Origin of the sequence: Desulfosporosinus meridiei DSM 13257 (genome assembly GCF_000231385.2) — a bacterium.
GTDB classification, from domain to species: domain Bacteria; phylum Bacillota; class Desulfitobacteriia; order Desulfitobacteriales; family Desulfitobacteriaceae; genus Desulfosporosinus; species Desulfosporosinus meridiei.
The window spans coordinates 1,632,501-1,653,753 of sequence record NC_018515.1 but is presented as its reverse complement, the minus strand read 5'-3'; the positions used below and the strand labels follow the sequence as shown (position 1 = coordinate 1,653,753).

Below are 21,253 nucleotides of genomic sequence, written 5' to 3'. Positions count from 1 at the left end.
AGACCAAATTATTTCGCTTCGGCCACTCCCAAAGCAAAGGCTTTCTTATTTAAGTCCAGCAGCTTCGCAGGAATCTTGGCATCAAGGGCATTTTTCCAGGTATCCTCTGGGAAATTCATGTACTTAGAGAGAACTCCCATTAAAACCACATTCGTTGCTTTGGCATTGCCAGCTTCGGAAGCCAACTTTAACCCGTCCAATTCAATATAACGCTCCACACGTTCTTTAAGGTCACTTAGAATTGTTGTGGGGTAGGTTTTGGCTCCGATAAGAACTGTTAAAGGTACAATTTTTTGAGTATTGACGATTAAGACGCCGTCCTTTTTTAAGAAGTGAGCCCACCGATAAGCTTCCAGCTGTTCAAAGGCGACAATAAAATCTGCCTCTCCGGGTTCTATAACAGGTGAGTAAACGTTTTCTCCCATCCGAACTTGGGTTACAACAGATCCCCCTCGTTGAGCCATACCGTGGATTTCCGACATCTTCACCTCATACCCTTGGGCCATGGCGGCATGGGTTAAAATTTTCGAGGCTAAAATTGTTCCCTGGCCACCTACTCCTACGAGTAGAACATTAATTATATTAGACATTACCGTCACCGGCCTTTCGCAAGGCATTAAACTTACATATATTTATGCACACTCCGCACCCTGTACATAGGGCTTGGTCAACTTGAGCAGTTTTATTTTCTTCATCAAAAGAAAGTGCTGGACATCCTAGTTTTAGGCACATTTTGCAGCCACTGCAGTCTTGAACTTGGAGAGGCTTTTCTGTGTTTTTGATAATAAGAGCACAAGGACGTTTAGCAATAATCACTGAAGGTTCCGGGGCGGCAACTTCTGCTTTAATGACTTCTTTAACCCTTGGTAGGTCAAAAGGATCAACTTCGGTAATTCGCTTTATTCCCAAAGCCTTACATAAAGCAACAAAGTCGACTTGAGGAGCCGGCTGACCCATCAGTGACTGGCCTGTAGAGGGGTTATGCTGGTGCCCTGTCATGGCTGTGATGGAGTTGTCGAGAATAATTGTCGTAAGGTTTCCACCGTTATAAACCACGTCCATAAGTCCGGTAATCCCGGAATGGAGGAAGGTTGAGTCACCAATTACTGCCACCATATTTTCGGCCATTTCCGGATGAGCTTTGATCATACCTAAACCTGCTGAGATTGAGGCCCCCATGCAAATTGTTGTATCCATTGCTTGGAGTGGAGCCATTGCCCCCAAAGTATAACAGCCAATATCACCTGAAACAATCAATTTAAGTTGTTTAAGGGTGTAAAAAACTCCACGGTGCGGGCAACCGGGGCACATCACCGGCGGGCGAACCGGCGAGTCAAAAGCTGGAGCTACCGGTATTCCGGGTTGACCGCTGATCTTTTCCCCTATCATCCGAACGGAGAGTTCCCCGAAGGGTGGGAAGAGTTCTTTACCTACGACATTTATGCCCAGTCTACGGACTTCGTTTTCCATATAGGGCTCCAATTCCTCGACAACATAGAGTTTATCGACTTTAGCCGCAAACTCTTTAATCAAGCCTGACGGTAAAGGATTGGTCAATCCTAATTTTAGAACAGAAGCCTTAGGAAGAGCTTCTTTAACATATTGATAGGAAATCCCGGAGGTTATAATTCCAACGCCTGGGTCATCCATCTCCATATAATTAACTGCCACTGTCTCTGTATAGTCAGCGAGTTTATGCATCCTTTCTTCCACTACTAAACGCCGAGCGCGTCCATTAGCCGGAAGCATAACATATTTACTTTGATTACGCTCATAGGTCTTAATTATTCGTTCTTGAGGATCCTGTAACTCTACAAAGCTCTGGGAGTGGGCTATCCGTGTCGTTATCCGAATCATTACGGGCGTATCAAAAGTTTCGGAAATCTCCATCGCCAAGCCAACCATATCTTTAGCTTCCTGAGAGTTAGAGGGCTCTAACAAGGGTATCTTAGCAAAGGCTGCATATAGTCTATTGTCCTGCTCATTCTGCGAGGAGTGCATTCCCGGATCATCCGCTGACACTAAGACTAAGCCAGCACGAGTTCCAGTGTAAGCTACAGTAAAAAGCGGATCCGCAGCTACATTAACACCTACCATTTTCATAGCAACAATAGAGCGAGCGCCGGCAATAGCTGCCCCGATTCCGACTTCCATTGCTACTTTTTCATTAGGCGACCACTGACAATAAACTTCAGGGTATTTCACAATATTTTCGAGGATTTCAGTACTTGGTGTGCCAGGATAGGCAGCAGCTACGCCGACTCCATATTCATAGACACCCCGAGCAATTGCCTCATTGCCTGTCATTAATTTTTTCATGCTTTCTCTAGTCTCCCCCCTTAGTAGAAATGAGCAAATTTTTTCTAAAATGAACTCATACAAGCATTTTAACTCAAAAAATAGAAAAATGTAAAGAGGCTTATGATAGTGTTCGGCTTAAAGCAGCCATGGTTATGGCCATAAACTTGTTCCTAGGGGTGTCGCTGCGTGAGGTCAGTACTATAGGCACTTTAGCCCCAAGGACAATTCCTGCCATTGTTGCTCCTGCAAAATAGACCATTGATTTTCCTAAGACGTTCCCTACCTCAATGGTCGGAGTTAAAATCAAATCGACCTCGCCATTAATTTTACTGCTAATTCCCTTATGTTTTAGTGCAACAGCACTTACTGCTCCGTCAAGAGCTAGCGGGCCTTCTACAATCGCCCCTGGGAATTCTCCTGCTTTTCCCATTGCGACTAATTCCTTGGCATCCATTGTCGCCGGCATTTTGGGATCAACCATTTCATTAGCTGCGAGTATTATGACATTTACTAATTCCATTCCGATTCTCTGCAAATAGAACAAACTGTTTTCTAATATTTGTTTTTTCTGAGTCAAGTCCGGTGCAATATTCATTCCTCCATCTGTTACAAAGAACAAATGAGAGTACCCAGGAACTTGAAATGCTGCTAAGTGACTCAGCAAACGTCCGGTTCGAAGTCCTCCTTCAGGACGAAGTACAGCCCGTAAAAAGTCCGAACTGTTAATCAGCCCTTTCATCAAAAAATCCGCTTCCCCATTGACAATTGCATCTACAGCCTTATGAGCTGCTTCTTGAGGATTTGCTTCCTGAATCAACTTGGCTCTTTCCAAGTTCCACCCTATTTCTAAGGCCAGTTGCTCAATCTGATTGACATCACCAATCAGCAGCGGTGTAATCAGTCCTTCTTGTTCAGCTAATTTGATAGCTTCCATTACTTCTTTATCGGCAGCAGCTGCCACAGCTACTTTTGCCCGGCCTAAACTCCTTGCTCTATCGAATAAAGCATCAAACCCGCTAAAGCGCATTGTTACACCCCATTTAAAGTTATCCTTTCTGGTTAGTATTATATCCCTACTAACTGTTATAAGTTAAGGCTTCCTCTTCTCCATTAAGAACTCTTAAGGCTCCAAGAGCTAATGCTTCCATCTCTTCTTCGCCTGGAATCACAATTACCGGAGCAATAAATGATACCCGCCGCGTGATTTCCTGAGTAATAAACTCTGAATGCGCAAGTCCCCCGGTCAAGACTATCTGGTCAACCCCACCGAGCAAAACCGTTGCCATGGCCCCAATTTCCTTCGCTACTTGATAACATAGTCCTTCCAGGATAAGACTTGCGTAGGAGTCTCCGTTTTTCATCCGTCTCTCAACTTCCTGAGCATCTTTAGTTCCCAGATAAGCGAACAAACCACCTTCTTTAAGGATTTTGGCCCGCATTTCCTGCTCAGTATACTTCCCCGAATAGCATAATTTTACAAGTTGAGCGCTGGGCAGGGTACCACAGCGTTCAACCGAATAAGGCCCCTCATTATTAGCATTATTGACATCAATCATTTTCCCTCGCCGATGAGGGGTTACTGAAATTCCTCCACCTAAGTGAGCAACAATAAGGTTAACCTCATCATAAGCCTTCCCTAACCTATTTGCCACCTTTCGGGCTACAGCCTTCATGTTTAAGGCATGGGATTGGCTGAGTCGGGGCAGTTCAGGAAGTCCCGAAAGCCTGGCTACCGGCTCCATTTCGTCAACTGAAACGGGATCAACAATATAGACAGGAACTTTTGTTTTCTGTCCTAAGTAATAGGCAATGATACCACCTAAATTTGAAGCATGTTCCCCACCAGGTGGGTTTTGCAAGATTTTAACCAGATTTTCGTCCACCAAGTAAGTCCCGCCAACAAGTGGATTGAGCATTCCGCCCCGTCCCACTATTCCAGCAAAAGAGTCCAGGGAAGATCCTTTTTCCTCCAAGAGCTCTAATATATATTTGATGCGATATTCAGATTGATCACTTACCCGTAAAAAGGTGTTGATCTCCTGGGCAGGATGATTTATTCCATACTTCCATGAACATTTGCTATCCTCATAAACGGCAATTTTTGTTGAAGTTGATCCTGGATTAATTACGAGTATTTTCAAGAATCTTTCCCCCTAGTTTTATATAAAAGCAATTTTTAATAATTAATGACCACTTAACTAAGCCAAGCCTTTGGCCTTTTATTATATCACAGCATATCACAACTAAAACGCAAACTACCAAATGCCTTATCCTACTGAATGTATGTTATAGTTCAATTTCACCTCGTTTATGGTTTGGTGAATTAATATCTTCAGATATGGAAATTCTACAATAAAATCTATAGAGAAAGAGTTGTATTTAATGTTTGATTTGTCCTTTTATTTCATTTTTGCGGCTACTATTGGGCTAGCGACGATTATCTTAATTCCTAGAAACTTATATAAGAAATATCTTCTTTATGGTTTGATTTTTGGAGGTATTGGAGATACCCTACTTGTGGCTTTATTTCATTTTATGGGGTACTTAAACTACAAAAACATGGGTGAGACAAGTATCTTCGGGCTTTTTTCATTTTGGACTCCCATTGGATGGACTTTTTACTTCATGCTTTTCTTCTACTTTCTTCCTGTGAGGAAAACTTTTTTTGTCCCCTATCTCCTCGCTTTTGTAGCCTTAAATTATTCAGTGGGTATGGTAATGTCCCAATCAGGACTATATGAAACAATCGGAATCTATAAATACATCCAACCTTTTGTTTATCTTTCTTGGTGCTTAATTTCCGTCTGGATATTTCACAAAAGCGAACATATTAAAATGGTTTAAATACTTGTTGCGAGAGAGATTTTCTACTAACAAAAAACAAAACCCTAGCCATTATAAGTATGTCTAGGGTCTAGGGTTCCGATCAGCCATTTAGATTGAAAACCAAAAGGATTTGGAACTTAAAAGTGAGATTAACCTGCCCATCCCGAATCAACATTAAGTGGTATGTGAATGAATTTCTATTCCAAAATCAATTCTGGAAAAGCTCGCCCTTGTCATTTACTGGGCAATAACTCGACGAGCTCCCAGATATCGCTTAGCCCAGTATGAACTAGTCATATCATCATAGGAAACCCCTCCAGAAGAGGAATGAATCATTGTATTGTTTCCGGCATAGATTCCTACATGAGATGCACCTGATGAGTATGTGGCAAAAAATACCAAATCCCCGGGTTTTAAGTCCGAACGAGAAACGGAAACTCCATTATTAAACTGCTGCTCTGAAGTTCTGCTCAGGGTTATACCACTGTTTCGGAAAACATATTGTACGTACCCTGAACAATCAAATCCCGGCGAAGGGGTCGTACCACCCCAGACATATTTAATTCCTAAGAATTGAGCTCCATAATTAAGAACTTGCTTAGCTCCACCTGAGACAGCGACTGTACCGGAAACTCCCCCTCCGCCTGATGATGATCCAGAAGATTTCTCCTTGGCAGCGTAAGCAGCTTCAAGTTTTTCCTGTTCAATCAATTGTTGGATACGATTAACTTTTGCTTGAGCAGATAAGGAAGCATTTAAGGCTGCCTTTTCTTCTTTGCTTAGTTGATCTAACACAGTCTGCTGTTTAACCAATACTTTCTGAACTTCTTGTTGTGTCTCAGTTTTACCCTGAATGGCAACCTGAATGACTTCCTTCTTTTGTTCGATAAGTTCCTTTTGCGTATCCATAGACTCTTTCAATTTCTGAATGTCCTCTTGCAGTTTACTGTGATTATTTATGATCATCTGGATCTTATCGGCCCGATCGATAAAATCCGATAAACTAGTGGATTCGAATAAGACCGCCAGGTATGTAGTAATTCCATCTTCATAGTTGCTTCGCAGGACATTTCCTAAAGCTTTAATGTGTTCCTGACGTTTAATCTCTAGCTTTTGCTGCTCAGCTTCTAAATTCTTAAGGTTTTTTTGTTCGTCGGTGAGCTTTTCTTGTTCTCGAGCGATGCTATTATTTAATGCCTCAACGGATTGTTTTAAGGCCAACACCTGGGTCGTCGCGCCGGCTACTTTTTCCTTTTGAGCATTGAGAGCTGCCTTCATTTGACTGGCTTGCTTTTGAGATTGAGTAAGCTGTTGTTGTAAATTGTCAGCCCGAACAGGCACCGATGAGGCCACAAAAAGTAAAACTCCGATAAGACCCACAAGACTTGTCTTACGCAGTATGCTTATCCCTTTTTTCATTAATCCTAGCTCCTCGTTACTTCATATTATTCTATGTAATAATTCGCCATAAAGCCTAATTTTCCTTGTATAATCCGTGAAATATTTGCATTTCCGAATATTGGTTAGAGCAGAAGCACAGGGGTGACCGTTAGGTCACCCCTGTGCTTCTGCATATCTTGCCGACTATAATACCCCATAACTCCCAGAATCAGCATCGACAAACCCGTCGACGAGAAACTAAGGAACTTGCTTACCTTGAATTTGGTATCTTACTGTTTTGTCTGCTGTTTTGCTTATATCATTTGCGATGGTTTTATTTGTTTCGGTAAGTTTAAAGTTAACCAAAGTATTGGTATTATCCAGTTCGGTCATTTGGTTCCAGTATCGTTTAGGCATTAAGGTCATTCGACAGCGGGGGTTAGTTCTTCCTTCAATGGCAATTGTGTTGTAAAACTGCTTCCACAATAGGCGATACTTTGCCTCCATAGAATCAACATTGGGAAGAGTTAACCCTTCCACACCAATCAATTCAGCACGATTGGACTGATAGATTAAGGCCACGCTGTGGGTTTTATCATAAATCATAAATTTTTCACCGTTATAACGATCACAAAAATGCGCAGACAAAAGAGGGAGAACGTAGTTTTTGGGTTCAATAACTGCAACCAATGCCTCCCCAAACACAGAAAAGCGAATAAAGCCCTTATACTTATGGCTTTCGGACGTCAAATGGCGAACGGCTTTTTGCAGTGAACAAACTGCCTCATCTGTAAGCATGGTCATGACTTTGCCACCAACCTTAAAACCTAACCGTAAAAAACGAAAAATTAGTAGTTCTTTATTCTCCTCGCAGGTTAAAAACCCTAGTTTCACTAACTCTTGAGCTTCAGAAGAAATTCTTACAGGAATAGAGTTATAAACCCTGTCGGCTTTTTGGGAATCTGTTTCAATCCATTTTGAAGTGTCAAAAATAGTTTGCTGGACACTTGGAGGACGGATGAGGCAGGGAATTTCTTTACATTCATAACTCTCAAAGACACAACACATCAGACCCTCAAAAGTGCCATCATAGGCGTACACTATATCTGTCCCGTCAAGCATTGCTGCACATCCTTTCTCGTAATAAAAGGTTCATCAAAAAGACTTAACTGCTCTTGATATGACGGGAGCTTATATTGATCTGACATTAATGTTCTAATAGTGCTATCCGAAGTTATTTTTAGGCCCTCCATAATCTTTCCTTGGCAAGTAATGAAATACTGGGCACGTTTGAGAACAACCCCCAGCTTTTTAAGACTGGCAAAATCAAGAGTGCCATTTCTCCTGGCAGTAATTATTCGTTGGGCACTAATCACACCAATTCCAGGGACTCTTAAAAGCATTTCATGAGATGCTCTATTAATCTCAACCGGAAATTTATCCATGTTATTTAAGGCCCAGTTGCATTTAGGATCGACTTGTAAATTGAAATTAGGATTTCGCGCATCAAGTAATTCCTTTGCTTCAAAGCCATAAAAGCGCAATAACCAGTCTGCTTGATAAAGTCGATGTTCTCTAATCAGTGGTGGTTTTGTGTCAATGGCCGGCAAGAGGGAATTCTCGACAACGGGCATATAGGCGGAGAAAAAAACTCGCTTAAGACCGTATTTTTTGTAGAGCCCCTCAGTGAGTGTCAAAATAGTGTGATCCGTATCAGGAGTAGCTCCCACAATCAGCTGAGTACTCTGCCCAGCAGGCACAAATCTGGAAGCGTGACGATATTTCACAAGATCTGTTCTGTTTTCCTGGATTTTATTACTTATAAGCCCCATAGGACGTAAGATGGACTCTTTTGTCTTATTCGGGGCCAGAAGCCTTAAACTTTCTTGAGATGGAAGCTCAATATTTATACTCATCCGATCTGCTAAGAGTCCTAAGCGTGTGATAAGTTCACTATCTGCTCCGGGTATAGCCTTGACATGAATATAACCGTTAAAGTGATATACATTACGAAGCAGTTCCAAAGCCTTAATCATTTGTTCAGCTGTATAATTAGGGTTTTTAATAACACCAGAGCTTAGAAACAAACCCTCGATATAGTTACGGCGGTAAAAGTTAATGGTCAATTCCGCTAGTTCTTGGGGTGTAAATGCAGCTCTTGGAGTATCATTAGATTCACGATTGATACAATATTTACAATCAAAGACACAGACATTTGTCATCAGCACTTTCAGTAAGGAAATGCAGCGGCCATCGGCGGAAAAACTATGACATATCCCTGCTTTTGCAGCACTACCCAAACTGCCTGATTTTCCTTTTCTATCTATACCGCTTGAGGTGCAAGCTACATCATATTTCGCTGAATCTGATAAGATAGTCAGCTTATCAAAAATATCTATAATAATCGACCCCCTGACAATCACTACTTTAACTATATACAAAACATATGTTCTTGTCAAAGTGATTTTAACCAAACAAGCATTTTCTTATGGGGCCGAGTGAAAACTTAAGCCTATAAAAAATAATTACCTTCATTAAAAATCGGCCTGCTTCCATTGTTGAAGTGGAAGTGACCGATTTTGCGTTTTTGCTTTATGTTTAGAAGCGATAATTTTGAATTTCAGGATTTGAGAATTTGAAGCCAAGACTTACAAGTGTTAGGACAGCTTCATAATGCCTATGTCAGGGTTATCTTAGGAGATTCAATTCATTAACCAAAAATGGTAGGATCTACAAGAACTTTGCTAAGGTCATCCTTGAGAAGTTCAAGATCCGACGTTTGGAAGTTCAGAAGGTCAAGAGCCTTTTGGCGGATAGGATTCAATGAACTATCCACCCCTCCTGCAACTCCTAATAAACTAGCAAGACCATTGGCAACATGGATTACACTAGACAGTTCTTCATGATTCTGAGCGTTACTTAAGGAATGGTGAAAAGAAATTGCAGCTACTAATTCTTCAGGCAAATTCCATGATCGAGCTAAAAAACCGCCCGCCCTTGCATGGTCGAATCCTATTACTTTTTCTTCAAGTTCTACAAAAGTAAGCGGTGTGTCCTTTGCTTTCTGCCGTAGAAAATCGCTAACTTCTTGAACATAGACGGAAATAACTAGTTTACCGATATCATGAAGTAATCCTGCAATAAAGGCAACCTCTCCGTAAGGAAGTTTACAATGTTGACACACCTTTCTCGCAGCCATCGCTGTAAGTAAGGAATGTTTCCATAGTCCCTCTTGGTCTATCTCATAACCCGCTAGATTGGTTTTAAGAACAGGTGAAATTGCTGCAGACATAGCTAACTCTTGAGTTAGCTGAAAACCGAGCAAAACGATAGCTTCCCGAAGGGACGAGATTCTTCTGGGGTAACCATAATAAGCAGAATTAGCCTGACGAAGAATCCCTGCCGTAAGAGCAGGATCCTTACCAATAACAGTTTCAAGCTGTTTAACAGAGGTAGCAGGATTATTCGTAAGTTCTAACACTTGGATAGCTGATGAGGGTAAGGGAGGAAGTGCATGTACGCGCTTTAATACATGTTCTAATTTGATAGACACTTAACTACCTCCCTTTGATAACTATACATTTAAAAAATGTTCAAAAATTAAACTATTAAGAGCTCTAGCGATATTAATAGTTTACCACAACATCCCAACAAAAATCTCACTTATATCCCTAAGTCAGGAAATTACCAATATTTCTATCTATAGCCGTTATTTTTAAGAATAAGTATGCTTATCTATTTTTTTTAGAACCTCCAATCAACTTTAGATAAGAAAAACTTGGCTGGCGACCGCCTTAGATGCACTTATCCTTCAGACTACGACGAAGACACTGTCTTCGCACGTGTTTACACCTTCTTGCAGCACTGTCTTTGCACGTGTTAAACCTTCATGCAACACAGTTTTTAGACGTTGAAGAATATGCGACGAAAAGTAAAATTTTCTGATAAATAAAAAAAGGTTGACCTAATATATAGCGGTCAACCCAAAATACAAGCTATTGATTTTTTCTTACCCTTTAATGAGCTCTGGCAAGAAGGTAACAATTCCCGGGAAAACCATCAGTAGAATTATACATATAACAATTGTGAATAGGAATGGCCATACTCCTTTAAAAATTGTTTCTAACGGAATCTCTGGCGCTATCCCTTTAATTATATAAACATTCATCCCAACGGGAGGAGTAATAACCCCCATCCCTACAACCAGTACTACAACTACCCCAAACCAAATTGGATCATACCCCAAGGTATTAACAACTACGGGGAAGAATATTGGGATAGTCAGCAAAATTAACGCTAGGGCATCAATAAAGCATCCCAGAATAAGATAAATTAAGAGAATCATGCCCATAATGGCAAATGAGGGCAGGGGTAGAGATCCTACCCAATTAGCCAGTTCAAAGGGTACCCTGCTAATTGCCATAAAGCGACCAAACATAACCGCCCCGGCAAGCATAAGCATGATCATGGCACTAGTTCGTGTTGTATCATATAAGGACTTTTTTAGATTTTCCCAACTAAGACGTTTTTCCAATAGGCTGATAATGAGTATTCCTCCCGCACCTACCGCTCCCGCCTCAGTAGGGGTAAACCAGCCTGCGAATAAGCCGCCAATGGAAAGTACAAACACAGCAAGGGCTTCACCCAGACCTCCCCGCAAAGAACGAACGCGTTCTCTCCAAGTCGACTTGGAGCCAGCCGGCCCCAAACTTGGGTTACGCAAGGTGAGAATATAAATCATACCCATGTTTAAAACCGTCAGAAGGATTCCGGGAATAATTCCGGCCATAAAAAGCTTACCCACAGACTGTTCCGTGGCGGTTCCATATAAAATAAATATAACGCTTGGAGGGATCAGTATCCCTAAGACCCCTCCTGCCGCAATACTAGCTGTGGATAATGACTTATCGTAATGATATTTATCCATCTCAGGCAAAGCGATGGCAGCCATTGTTGCCGCTGTTGCGGTATTAGAGCCGCAAATAGCCCCGAAAACAGCACACGCTGCCTGTGTAGCAATTGCCAGCCCGCCGGGCAAATGTCCGATCATTTTATAGGCAAAAACATAGAGACTTGTGCCAATTCCTGAATAAAAAGCCAGAAACCCCATCCAGACAAACATGACAATAACACTCAGTGAATAAGAGGTAAAGGTATTATATAGTTCTTTAGCCAACATATCCATAGCTGCAGGCACCGAAGTAAGGTAACTAAATCCTCCAAAACCCACCAGCGCCATGGCATAGGCAATAGGCATACGTGCCATCACCAGACCAAAGAAAACAGCGATTCCAATTAACCCAACTAAGAATATGCTCATCGTGCCACCTTCTTTGCTGAGTCATTTCCCAGAATTTGTCGGAAGGATATCACTGACTTATTTAATAGCACTAGACAAAGCCCCAATAAGCCTATAGCAATTAAATAGATAAATGGGTAAACAGGTATTTCAGCTGAGGGCGAAACGAGCCCTTTAATCTTCATAGTCTGCGCTAATTCACCTAACGACCAGACAACGGCAGCCCATAACCCTAAAGAAGCAAGGTTAACGAAAAAAGAAACCATAGCTTGGCATTTATTAGAGAAACGTTCCATGATCAAGCTAACTGCAATCTGTCCATCTTTGAAAGCACAGTGCGCTAAGGCCAAGGCCACACCCACAGCGGTTAAAAAGCCTACCAACTCATAGGTTCCCAAAATTGGATGGTTCAAAACTGTCCTTAAAAATATATTTGCTACAATCAACAGCATTACAAAAAAAATGCACAGGGGTGCAAATTTGTCCAAGATGCTGCTTACTCCTTTTACCAGGTCAGTAAATTTCAACTCTTAATTCCTCCTAGGATTACTGAAACTCCTTGTTGTATTGATCTGCAAGACTTTTCACTTTATCCAAAATTTCTTGACCGTTCTGCCCCTTTTGTTTCATTTGAGCTATAAACTCGTCCTGAATTGGCTTAACCAAGCTCATCCATTGTTCCTGCTCTTCTTGAGACAGATTAATAACTTCCATTCCTTTTTCATCCACCGCATACTTTAAAGCTGCTTCATTCTGTTTGTCCCATAAACCCATGGCAACTTCGTTAAAGAACTTCTCATTAACAGCTTCAATTGCTTTCTGATCTTCCGGGGTAAGAGAATTCCATTTGTCGAGGTTCATGGTAATATAGAATAAATTATTGTATAAAAATGGTGTCAACGTTAGATACTTTGTGACTTCTGCCTGTTTCCAGCCCTGTAGAACCTCGATTGGACCTAGATTCCCCTTAACTACACCTTTTGACAATGATTCGTAGGCTTCAGATTGAGCCATTGCTACCGGAGACGCTCCAAGAGCAGCCAGACTTTTGGCACTAAGGCCAGTAGCCCTAATCTCTAACCCTTTTAAATCCTTGAGACCACGTACAGGTTCTTTTGTATATAGATCCCCAGGGCCTGTTGTAAATACCATCATTAGTTTGGTATCCTGAACCTCCTTTGGATTAATTTGTTTGATCCCTTCCCAGGCAACTTTACTGGCAGCCTTAGAATTCACATACTTAATACCGGGCAGTTCAAATACCTCCAACACCGGAAAATTACCTCGCGTGTATGAAAAACAAGAAAGGCCCATATCTGAAATTCCATTAATAACCCCGTCATAAGTGGCATCGGCCTGGGAAAGCGTCTGTCCTGGATAACTGGTGATTTTTACTCTGCCCTCAGTCGCACTCTCAATCGCCTTTGCCCAAGGCTGAATTAATTCTTTCTCAGCCGGGTGAGTAGCAGGGAAGAAATGGGCCAATTTTAACTCCACTGATTGAGATTTCGTATCAGTCGGAGCAGATGCACTCTGTCCGCATCCCGAAACAAAAAGTAAGTTTAGCACCATCGCCCCGAGTAAAAGTCCTCTTCCTAATGACTTTTGTTTAAGTGATTTCCATAGCCCCTTTTTCACAAACAATCTCTCCTTTTTAATAATGATTAAAAAATAAAAAACTCCTAAAAATAGGAGTTAAAAATTGCGAAAACACCCTTGCCCGTCCATAAATAGACAGAGATAGAGTATAAACCACATCCTTATTTCCTACCGTCCTACAATCCTACCTATAGAAAACAACTTAACTACTCACTCTACTATACTACAAGTCCACGCTGCTAATGCTACCATTTTTAATGGTGCTATTACGAAAACTCTTCCATTAATCGACAACTACCGGATAAACAGTTAGGCAATTAATGAACGCTACGATATTTATACTACCATATTACTATGGTAAAAACTAGATATAAAAAATATTTTTTATATCGGAGTAAGATATTTCCCTCTTCACTGTCTTGGTGATAGCCTCTTCAACCACCCAGATTCATGTATCTTTAGATTTATATAGTACCCAATTACTATTAAGCCGTACTAATTAGGTTTTCATTGACGGGACTTGAGTACTCCAAAAATGAAAGTGACGAAATCGCCTCAACTCTGGCCTTATCATAAGCAGCAAAAATTGTTTTAGCCTCTTCGAGATTATGATATACCTTCCAATAGCTGTTAAGAAGGCATTCTTTACCTTTGAATTTTATAAATCCAAGAACATCTTCTAAAGGTATGCCCAGAAAGATACCCACTTCGTGAGGACAAGATATTTGAAAATGTCTTTTTAGTAATACTAGATATTCATCCAAGATTAATTTTCTAGGATATCCAATAGCCATAAGAAACTTCTTATTTTTATATACTGATAGAGTTTTTATTAATAGTGTCCTATCCAAAAAAATCACTAGCACTCTTCGAGGGCATTTACGAATCTCAAAGTACTCTAGCTGTAGTTTTTCCGTGATTTCTTGCTTATGGGACTCCCAAAGACTGTAAAGATCACGACTATCATGTGAGAAAGCTATTAGTGAAGATGGTTTCTGCTTAGCAATGGTTGGTGCCGCCCAGTAAGCTATGGATATGTATAGATAACTCTTGTCGTCCATAATACTACGCCGTAGACTCATAAAGTTCATGAACAGACCACCTCTTTCTGTGATCCTTTGACTCTAGCGCTCATCAGTATCAACAGTTCTTTTGGTAAGTCCATCCTGTTGCACAGCTACATCATATTCCTTTATTCTATCCTCCCAGTATCTTAACCACTGCCCCTCTCTCCAGAAGTCATTTGAGCTAATCGACACAAAGGTTTTGTTAGTAGTTGAAATTACTTTCATTAACAACAATCCTCTCTTTTTAGAATAAAACAGCTTAAAATTGAATTTGGTTATCAATTGAATTAAGCTTCAATCCCCTACTATTCTGCTGTATTGAACTTTCTTTCCTATTAGGATTACTAATGCGACTTTCTTGAGTTAATAATGGGCATCTAAAAAACCGAGTGCTTAGTCTAGTGTAATTCCGTGATTGAGCCATTTTCAGCGACAAATTACTACGCTTTAAAATTTCGTATTCTCCTAATACTTTATCTGAATCACTATTTCAATAACTTAATTCTACAATACTTCAGGCAAAATGTAAATGATATTTATTATCATTTACATTTATGGATATGGAGATAAATCACTTAGAAGTTTGATGTCACTGAAACTATGGAGAAACTGAAGAAACTAACGACAATCAAAGTTTTTACCCAATTAGTTTGCATAATATTCTGTAAATTATCGTCCCAACTATACATATGCTGTTTTTAACACCAAGTATTCTCAATTTGAGAGGAGTTGTTTTATAATGTCGCTCGTTGATAGTGAGAAAAATAAGAATGGGTTTAATTATATTTCTAACACTTTCTCAAACAATTTCTTTTGCACCAGCCCTAAGGATACTGGGATTTTCGTTTATAAACCTTTGATTACTAAAGCGAGAAATCAAAACATGGTTTTGTTTTACCAGAATGTTCTATCTTGGGTAGAAATGTTGAGAGACTCCTTAGTCCTAACCCACAGCCTAAAATTTGAAACGATAACTTGCGAGACTGATAGCGTGAGTTTTGATAATCTGAGCGAAAAAGACAATACACAGCTCTGGCTTCATTTTTGTAATGCAAAGCAAGGAATTTACGTAGATCGATTATCATTGCCTTTACACTTTAGAAGAATGGGAATTGGAACAATCTGTATCAATTGGCTTAAAGATTTGGTCAGTGAGTTGGGTTTCAAATACATTATCCTGGGATCTGTTGTTGAGGCACGAGAATTTTGGATTAAAATGGGATTTACTCTTCTTTCAACCAAAGAATTAGACGACTTCCCCGGCTATCAGGGTCGGTACACTCGATGATCGTTTGCCATTAAATGTATATTATAGTATAAATCACCTACCTCTCTTCTTTCGCATACTATAAAACAATGCGAAAGGAGTGAAACTGATGTTAATGGAATTTTACCTTACTGGTTTTACCCTCTCTGTCCTTAAAGGGATGACTTTTCTCGTTTCATATATTAATAATAAATCCCTTCCAAAACCGCTCAGTAAAGAGGATGAATCACGTTACTTTGAAATTTTACTGCGTGGTCGTGCTAACTCCAACTCCAATGTGGTACCGATAGATACAGTCATTCAGGCTGAACATGCCCGAAACATGCTGATTGAACACAATTTACGTCTAGTAGCATTTACTGCTAACAAATTCGAAGAAAATAATGAAGATCTTTTTTCCATAGGACTAATTGGCCTAATTAAAGCAATTGATACATTCAAACCTGCGGTTGGAGTCAAGCTTAGTTCCTACGCAACACGCTGCATTACAAACGAGATTCTAATGCACTACCGTAGAGGGCGCGGAAAATCCGAAACCTCTCTTTTTACGCCCATCGGGGAAGATGATAGCGGGAATGAACTAATTATTATTGACAACCTAGAAGCAGATATTTGCCCGATTCCTGATCAAATCATCAATGAGGAGGATCACAAATTTCTACTGGAAAAGGTCAAAACATTACCAATTCTTTGCCGGCAAGTCATTGAAATGAGATATGGTCTGATGAACAGCCAGGAATGCTCTCAACAAGAAGTGGCCGATACACTTAAAATATCACGTTCCTATGTTTCAAGGTTAGAAAAGAAAGCTATTCACTTATTAATCAAAGCAATGAAGGAGAGTGAGTAAGAGAGAGTAAGTTACTAATAGAGAGCGCTCATCAGCTTTTAAAGCTGATGAGCGCTCTCTATTAGTAACATGGAGACCTCATTAATGAACTAAGGGCATACTTATATTATTCAAAGAAAAAGGCAATCAATGAGGTGCATAATATTTGTCTGAAGCTATAATTGGAATTTTAAGAACTCGAATCCAAACTCCAACTGTACTTGCATCAGGTTGTATGTAGCGGGGTTAGATGTCATGGTGCCGATGACCGGAATCGAACCGGTACGGATGTTAAGTCCGCGGGATTTTAAGTCCCGTGCGTCTGCCAGTTACGCCACATCGGCAAATGAATTGGAGGCGGCACTCAGATTTGAACTGAGGAATAGAGGTTTTGCAGACCTCTGCCTTACCACTTGGCTATGCCGCCATTTGTTATTAAGATTTTCAATCCGCTTCTCTATCGATTGAGCTACCAAGGCAAATATAAATGCTGGCGGAGGGGGTGGGATTCGCTCCGCTCGCTTTCGCTCACTATCACGCCGGGGCGGGAAAACCCTCCCAAAGGTCGGCTTTTCTTTATCCGCCCGTTCGAATCCCACCCTATTATTTGCTTTTTTTGGCGGAGGGGGTGGGATTCGAACCCACGGCCCCTTGCGGAGTCACTGGTTTTCTAGACCAGCTCCTTAAACCACTCGAACACCCCTCCAAGTATGATGGCGACCCCGATCGGACTTGAACCGACGATCTCCTGCGTGACAGGCAGGCATGTTAACCACTACACCACGGGGCCAGGATTGGTGGGCGATGACAGATTCGAACTGCCGACATCCTGCTTGTAAGGCAGGCGCTCTACCAACTGAGCTAATCGCCCATAAATTGGTGACCCGTACGGGATTCGAACCCGTGTAACCGCCGTGAAAGGGCGGTGTCTTAGACCGCTTGACCAACGGGCCAGATAAGAATTGGCAGGGGATGAGAGAGTCGAACTCCCACTGACGGTTTTGGAGACCGCTGTTCTACCATTAAACTAATCCCCTAGGATTGGGGTGGATAATATCACCTTTTTCTAGGTAATAAGGACACAAAAGGAACTACCTAAGTAGTCCCTATGTCTTACCTGGCGATAACCTACTTTGCCAGGGGCTATGCCCCAAGTATCATCGGCCCTGGAGGTCTTAACTTCCGTGTTCGGTATGGGAACGGGTGGAACCCCTCCGGCATAATCACCAGATGTCTGAGATATCGCTTTCTTTCGATTGCTGTTCTCTCAAAACTGCACAGAGTCTATCTAGTATTGTCTAAGAATTTGAGCCACTCACCTAGCGTCTCGATTTAGGTCAAGCCCTCGACCGATTAGTACCAGTCAGCTCCACACGTCACCGTGCTTCCACACCTGGCCTATCAACCTGATCATCTTTCAGGGGTCTTACCAGCTTTCGCTGTGGGAAATCTCATCTTGAGGTCGGTTTCGCGCTTAGATGCTTTCAGCGCTTATCCGCTCCGAATATAGCTACCCAGCTATGCCTCTGGCGAGACAACTGGTACACCAGGGATTCGTCCATCCCGGTCCTCTCGTACTAGGGACAGATCCTCTCAAATTTCCTGCGCCTGCGACGGATAGGGACCGAACTGTCTCACGACGTTCTGAACCCAGCTCACGTACCGCTTTAATGGGCGAACAGCCCAACCCTTGGGACCTACTACAGCCCCAGGATGCGATGAGCCGACATCGAGGTGCCAAACCTCCCCGTCGATATGGACTCTTGGGGGAGATAAGCCTGTTATCCCCAGGGTAGCTTTTATCCGTTGAGCGATGGCCCTTCCACTCGGTACCACCGGATCACTAAGCCCGACTTTCGTCCCTGCTCGACTTGTAGGTCTCGCAGTCAAGCTCCCTTTTGCCTTTACACTCTTCGCGCGATTTCCAACCGCGCTGAGGGAACCTTTGGGCGCCTCCGTTACTCTTTAGGAGGCGACCGCCCCAGTCAAACTGCCCACCTGATACTGTCCTAATCCCCGATTCAGGGGACCTAGTTAGAATTTCAGTACAAAAAGAGTGGTATCCCACCGTTGACTCCACCAAGGCTGGCGCCCTAGCTTCTTAGTCTCCCACCTATCCTGTACATTTTATACCAAAATCCAATGTCAAGCTACAGTAAAGCTCCATGGGGTCTTTCTGTCCTGTCGCAGGTAACCCGCATCTTCACGGGTATTACAATTTCGCCGAGTCCCTCGTTGAGACAGTGTCCAGATCGTTACACCTTTCGTGCGGGTCAGAACTTACCTGACAAGGAATTTCGCTACCTTAGGACCGTTATAGTTACGGCCGCCGTTTACTGGGGCTTCAATTCAAAGCTTCGGGTTGCCCCTAACCTCTCCTCTTAACCTTCCAGCACCGGGCAGGTGTCAGCCCCTATACATCTCCTTTCGGATTAGCAGGGACCTGTGTTTTTGTTAAACAGTCGCCTGGACCATTTCTCTGCGGCTCTTCTTTCGAAGAGCGCCCCTTCTCCCGAAGTTACGGGGCTATTTTGCCGAGTTCCTTAACGAGGGTTTTCTCGCGCGCCTTAGGATTCTCACCCCCATCTACCTGTGTCGGTTTACGGTACGGGCACCTAGTCACTCACTAGAGGTTTTTCTTGACAGCTTGGAGTCGGTTACTTCGCTACTAATTTTCGCTCCCCATCACGTCTCAGAGTATCGCAGGGCGGATTTGCCTACCCTACCTCCTTCATCGCTTGGGCCAACTCAACCAACGGTTGGCTTAACCTATCCTTCTGTGTCACCCCATTGCTCAAACATTTCTAGGTGGTACTGGAATCTCAACCAGTTGTCCATCACCTACGCCTTTCGGCCTCGGCTTAGGTCCCGACTTACCCTGGGCGGACGAGCCTTCCCCAGGAATCCTTAGATTTTCGGCGGGAAGGATTCTCACCTTCCTTTTCGCATACTCATACCGGCATTCTCACTTCTATCCACTCCACCAGACCTTACAGTCTGACTTCTCTGCTGATAGAACGCTCCCCTACCCCTGCACATAAAGTGCAAGCCATAGCTTCGGTGATACACTTGAGCCCCGTTACATTTTCGGCGCAGAACCACTCGACCAGTGAGCTATTACGCACTCTTTAAATGGTGGCTGCTTCTGAGCCAACATCCTGGTTGTCTGTGCAATTCCACATCCTTTCCCACTTAGTGTATACTTTGGGACCTTAGCTGATGGTCTGGGCTGTTTCCCTTTCGACTATGAAGCTTATCCCCCACAGTCTGACTCCCAATCTAAATCTGATGGCATTCGGAGTTTGATAAGGTTCGGTAACCTGGTAAGGCCCCTAGCCTATTCAGTGCTCTACCGCCATCGATCATCAATTGAGGCTAGCCCTAAAGCTATTTCGGGGAGAACCAGCTATCTCCGTGTTCGATTGGCATTTCACCCCTACCCACAGCTCATCCCCTGCCTTTTCAACGACAGTGAGTTCGGGCCTCCAGTGGGTTTTACCCCACCTTCACCCTGGCCATGGGTAGATCACACGGTTTCGGGTCTACAGCATGTAACTTTCGCCCTTTTCAGACTCGCTTTCGCTTCGGCTCCGGCTTCTCGCCTTAACCTTGCTACATACCGTAACTCGCCGGTTCATTCTACAAAAGGCACGCTACTACACATAACTGTGCTGTAACTGCTTGTAAGCGTACGGTTTCAGGTTCTTTTTCACTCCTCTTCCGAGGTGCTTTTCACCTTTCCCTCACGGTACTGGTTCGCTATCGGTCGCTAAGTAGTATTTAGCCTTGGGAGGTGGTCCTCCCTGCTTCCCACGGGGTTTCACGTGTCCCGCGGTACTCAGGATTCCCTCACAGAATGTCCTTCTTTCGTCTACAGGAGTGTTACCTTCTTTGCTCGACCTTTCCAGATCTGTTCGACTAGAATTCCATTCTTAAAAGAGGGTCCTACAACCCCGAATCCCGAAGGATTCGGTTTGGGCTCTTCCCGTTTCGCTCGCCGCTACTCAGGGAATCGATGATTCTTTCTTTTCCTCCGGGTACTTAGATGTTTCAGTTCCCCGGGTTGTCTTCTTCAACCTATGTATTCAGTTGAGGATAACCGGACATGACTCCGGTTGGGTTGCCCCATTCGGGTATCCATGGATCAAAGCCTGCTTACGACTCCCCATGGCATTTCGCTGTTAACCGCGCCCTTCTTCGACTCTTAGCGCCTAGGCATCCACCGTACGCCCTTAATAGCTTGACCTATTGGTCGCTACTTTTAGGTTTACTCAATACGTCCGTATTGATGTGAATTCGTTCGACTTTACTAGTTTTCTCTATGCAGTTTTCAAAGAACAAACAATATACAAAATGCTGGCATGATGTAGGAATTATTTTAGCCTAGTGACTAAGATAACCCATCTTGCATTTTATGATTGAGATCTTAGGATTCCTGTAACTCAATTTAATGGTGGAGGTAAGCGGGATCGAACCGCTGACCTCTTGAATGCCATTCAAGCGCTCTCCCAGCTGAGCTATACCCCCACAATATTGAGTTACCATCCTGGTCTCTCAAAACTAAACAACAGCTGTTTCCAATGAGTTGCCGATCCCTCGGCGTGAGTCTTACGACTCGTTATTGATCTCTCGTCGAACTTAAGTCTTTCAACCGATGTTCTTCGTGAGAATCGACCAATAGGATG

General features: G+C 42.6%; 16 protein-coding genes, 8 tRNA genes and 2 rRNA genes. 3 read left to right on the top strand and 23 right to left on the bottom strand.

Annotated elements, in window-relative coordinates; translation table 11 throughout:
- Positions 1 to 8: 8 nt before the first annotated feature.
- From DESMER_RS07640 to buk, 4 genes are all read right to left on the bottom strand, one after another.
- Complete coding sequence (locus tag DESMER_RS07640) at positions 9 to 590, bottom strand: indolepyruvate oxidoreductase subunit beta (protein WP_014902482.1); 582 nt, start codon at positions 588 to 590, stop codon at positions 9 to 11.
- Positions 583 to 2,319, bottom strand: a complete 1,737-nt coding sequence (iorA, locus tag DESMER_RS07635; RefSeq protein WP_014902481.1) for an indolepyruvate ferredoxin oxidoreductase subunit alpha — start codon at positions 2,317 to 2,319, stop codon at positions 583 to 585. The genes DESMER_RS07640 and iorA overlap by 8 nt, the downstream gene beginning before the upstream one ends.
- 100 nt (positions 2,320 to 2,419) lie before the next feature.
- A complete protein-coding gene (locus DESMER_RS07630; RefSeq protein WP_014902480.1) occupies positions 2,420 to 3,328 on the bottom strand; it encodes a bifunctional enoyl-CoA hydratase/phosphate acetyltransferase in 909 nt (302 codons plus the stop codon).
- Positions 3,329 to 3,377: 49 nt separating this feature from the next.
- Entirely contained in the window at positions 3,378 to 4,442 is a 1,065-nt protein-coding gene (gene buk / locus DESMER_RS07625; RefSeq protein ID WP_014902479.1) for a butyrate kinase, read from the bottom strand.
- 241 nt (positions 4,443 to 4,683) lie between these two features.
- On the opposite strand from buk, the gene DESMER_RS07620 reads away from it, so the two are divergent.
- Positions 4,684 to 5,145, top strand: a complete 462-nt coding sequence (locus DESMER_RS07620; protein ID WP_014902478.1) for a hypothetical protein — start codon at positions 4,684 to 4,686, stop codon at positions 5,143 to 5,145.
- A 219-nt stretch (positions 5,146 to 5,364) separates the two neighbouring features.
- Here DESMER_RS07620 and DESMER_RS07615 read toward each other — a convergent pair whose 3' ends face one another.
- From DESMER_RS07615 to DESMER_RS23750, 9 genes are all read right to left on the bottom strand, one after another.
- A complete protein-coding gene (locus DESMER_RS07615) occupies positions 5,365 to 6,546 on the bottom strand; it encodes a C40 family peptidase (protein ID WP_014902477.1) in 1,182 nt (393 codons plus the stop codon).
- Positions 6,547 to 6,765: 219 nt separating this feature from the next.
- A complete protein-coding gene (locus tag DESMER_RS07610) occupies positions 6,766 to 7,629 on the bottom strand; it encodes a TIGR03915 family putative DNA repair protein (protein WP_014902476.1) in 864 nt (287 codons plus the stop codon).
- Positions 7,608 to 8,906 carry a putative DNA modification/repair radical SAM protein gene (locus tag DESMER_RS07605; protein ID WP_042334357.1) on the bottom strand — a complete coding sequence of 433 codons (1,299 nt, stop codon included), beginning with the start codon at positions 8,904 to 8,906 and terminating at the stop codon, positions 7,608 to 7,610. The genes DESMER_RS07610 and DESMER_RS07605 overlap by 22 nt, the downstream gene beginning before the upstream one ends.
- A gap of 311 nt (positions 8,907 to 9,217) precedes the next feature.
- Positions 9,218 to 10,060 carry an HDOD domain-containing protein gene (locus DESMER_RS07600; protein ID WP_014902474.1) on the bottom strand — a complete coding sequence of 281 codons (843 nt, stop codon included), beginning with the start codon at positions 10,058 to 10,060 and terminating at the stop codon, positions 9,218 to 9,220.
- 456 nt (positions 10,061 to 10,516) lie between these two features.
- Positions 10,517 to 11,827, bottom strand: coding sequence for a TRAP transporter large permease (locus DESMER_RS07595; RefSeq protein WP_014902473.1), 1,311 nt, complete (start codon positions 11,825 to 11,827; stop codon positions 10,517 to 10,519).
- Positions 11,824 to 12,333, bottom strand: a complete 510-nt coding sequence (locus tag DESMER_RS07590) for a TRAP transporter small permease (RefSeq protein ID WP_014902472.1) — start codon at positions 12,331 to 12,333, stop codon at positions 11,824 to 11,826. The genes DESMER_RS07595 and DESMER_RS07590 overlap by 4 nt, the downstream gene beginning before the upstream one ends.
- Positions 12,334 to 12,352: 19 nt before the next feature.
- Positions 12,353 to 13,444 (bottom strand): TRAP transporter substrate-binding protein, encoded by a 1,092-nt coding sequence (locus tag DESMER_RS07585; RefSeq protein ID WP_014902471.1) that lies wholly within the window; start codon positions 13,442 to 13,444, stop codon positions 12,353 to 12,355.
- Between the two features lie 446 nt (positions 13,445 to 13,890).
- Positions 13,891 to 14,496, bottom strand: coding sequence for a DUF3793 family protein (locus tag DESMER_RS07580; RefSeq protein ID WP_014902470.1), 606 nt, complete (start codon positions 14,494 to 14,496; stop codon positions 13,891 to 13,893).
- Positions 14,497 to 14,529: 33 nt separating this feature from the next.
- Entirely contained in the window at positions 14,530 to 14,697 is a 168-nt protein-coding gene (locus tag DESMER_RS23750; protein ID WP_014902469.1) for a hypothetical protein, read from the bottom strand.
- A gap of 514 nt (positions 14,698 to 15,211) precedes the next feature.
- Here DESMER_RS23750 and DESMER_RS07575 point away from each other — a divergent pair.
- Together DESMER_RS07575 and DESMER_RS07570 are read left to right on the top strand one after the other, a co-directional pair.
- Positions 15,212 to 15,760, top strand: coding sequence for a GNAT family N-acetyltransferase (locus tag DESMER_RS07575; protein ID WP_014902468.1), 549 nt, complete (start codon positions 15,212 to 15,214; stop codon positions 15,758 to 15,760).
- Positions 15,761 to 15,848: 88 nt separating this feature from the next.
- Entirely contained in the window at positions 15,849 to 16,589 is a 741-nt protein-coding gene (locus DESMER_RS07570; protein ID WP_014902467.1) for a sigma-70 family RNA polymerase sigma factor, read from the top strand.
- A gap of 235 nt (positions 16,590 to 16,824) precedes the next feature.
- Here the strand turns inward: DESMER_RS07570 and DESMER_RS07565 are convergent.
- From DESMER_RS07565 to DESMER_RS07520, 10 genes are all read right to left on the bottom strand, one after another.
- Positions 16,825 to 16,912: transfer RNA gene (locus DESMER_RS07565), tRNA-Leu, on the bottom strand.
- A gap of 8 nt (positions 16,913 to 16,920) precedes the next feature.
- Positions 16,921 to 16,995 (bottom strand) — tRNA-Cys (locus DESMER_RS07560).
- Positions 16,996 to 17,185: 190 nt separating this feature from the next.
- A tRNA-Ser gene (locus DESMER_RS07555) sits at positions 17,186 to 17,274 on the bottom strand.
- A gap of 8 nt (positions 17,275 to 17,282) precedes the next feature.
- Positions 17,283 to 17,358, bottom strand: a tRNA-Asp gene (locus tag DESMER_RS07550).
- Positions 17,359 to 17,363: 5 nt separating this feature from the next.
- Positions 17,364 to 17,439, bottom strand: a tRNA-Val gene (locus tag DESMER_RS07545).
- A 6-nt stretch (positions 17,440 to 17,445) separates the two neighbouring features.
- Positions 17,446 to 17,521, bottom strand: a tRNA-Glu gene (locus tag DESMER_RS07540).
- A gap of 10 nt (positions 17,522 to 17,531) precedes the next feature.
- Positions 17,532 to 17,605, bottom strand: a tRNA-Trp gene (locus tag DESMER_RS07535).
- A 78-nt stretch (positions 17,606 to 17,683) separates the two neighbouring features.
- Positions 17,684 to 17,799, bottom strand: a 5S ribosomal RNA gene (rrf, locus tag DESMER_RS07530).
- 102 nt (positions 17,800 to 17,901) lie between these two features.
- Positions 17,902 to 20,814: ribosomal RNA gene (locus tag DESMER_RS07525) — 23S ribosomal RNA — on the bottom strand.
- 205 nt (positions 20,815 to 21,019) lie between these two features.
- Positions 21,020 to 21,095 (bottom strand) — tRNA-Ala (locus DESMER_RS07520).
- Positions 21,096 to 21,253: the final 158 nt, after the last annotated feature.

Excerpts from the sequence above, each read along its gene's own strand:
- DESMER_RS07640 (WP_014902482.1), bottom strand. The coding sequence starts at position 590 with ATGTCTAATATAATTAATGTTCTACTCGTAGGAGTAGGTGGCCAGGGA.
- iorA (WP_014902481.1), bottom strand. The coding sequence starts at position 2,319 with ATGAAAAAATTAATGACAGGCAATGAGGCAATTGCTCGGGGTGTCTAT.
- DESMER_RS07630 (WP_014902480.1), bottom strand. The coding sequence starts at position 3,328 with ATGCGCTTTAGCGGGTTTGATGCTTTATTCGATAGAGCAAGGAGTTTA.
- DESMER_RS07620 (WP_014902478.1), top strand. The coding sequence starts at position 4,684 with ATGTTTGATTTGTCCTTTTATTTCATTTTTGCGGCTACTATTGGGCTA.
- DESMER_RS07615 (WP_014902477.1), bottom strand. The coding sequence starts at position 6,546 with ATGAAAAAAGGGATAAGCATACTGCGTAAGACAAGTCTTGTGGGTCTT.
- DESMER_RS07610 (WP_014902476.1), bottom strand. The coding sequence starts at position 7,629 with ATGCTTGACGGGACAGATATAGTGTACGCCTATGATGGCACTTTTGAG.
- DESMER_RS07595 (WP_014902473.1), bottom strand. The coding sequence starts at position 11,827 with ATGAGCATATTCTTAGTTGGGTTAATTGGAATCGCTGTTTTCTTTGGT.
- DESMER_RS07580 (WP_014902470.1), bottom strand. The coding sequence starts at position 14,496 with ATGAACTTTATGAGTCTACGGCGTAGTATTATGGACGACAAGAGTTAT.
- DESMER_RS23750 (WP_014902469.1), bottom strand. The coding sequence starts at position 14,697 with ATGAAAGTAATTTCAACTACTAACAAAACCTTTGTGTCGATTAGCTCA.
- DESMER_RS07575 (WP_014902468.1), top strand. The coding sequence starts at position 15,212 with ATGTCGCTCGTTGATAGTGAGAAAAATAAGAATGGGTTTAATTATATT.
- DESMER_RS07570 (WP_014902467.1), top strand. The coding sequence starts at position 15,849 with ATGTTAATGGAATTTTACCTTACTGGTTTTACCCTCTCTGTCCTTAAA.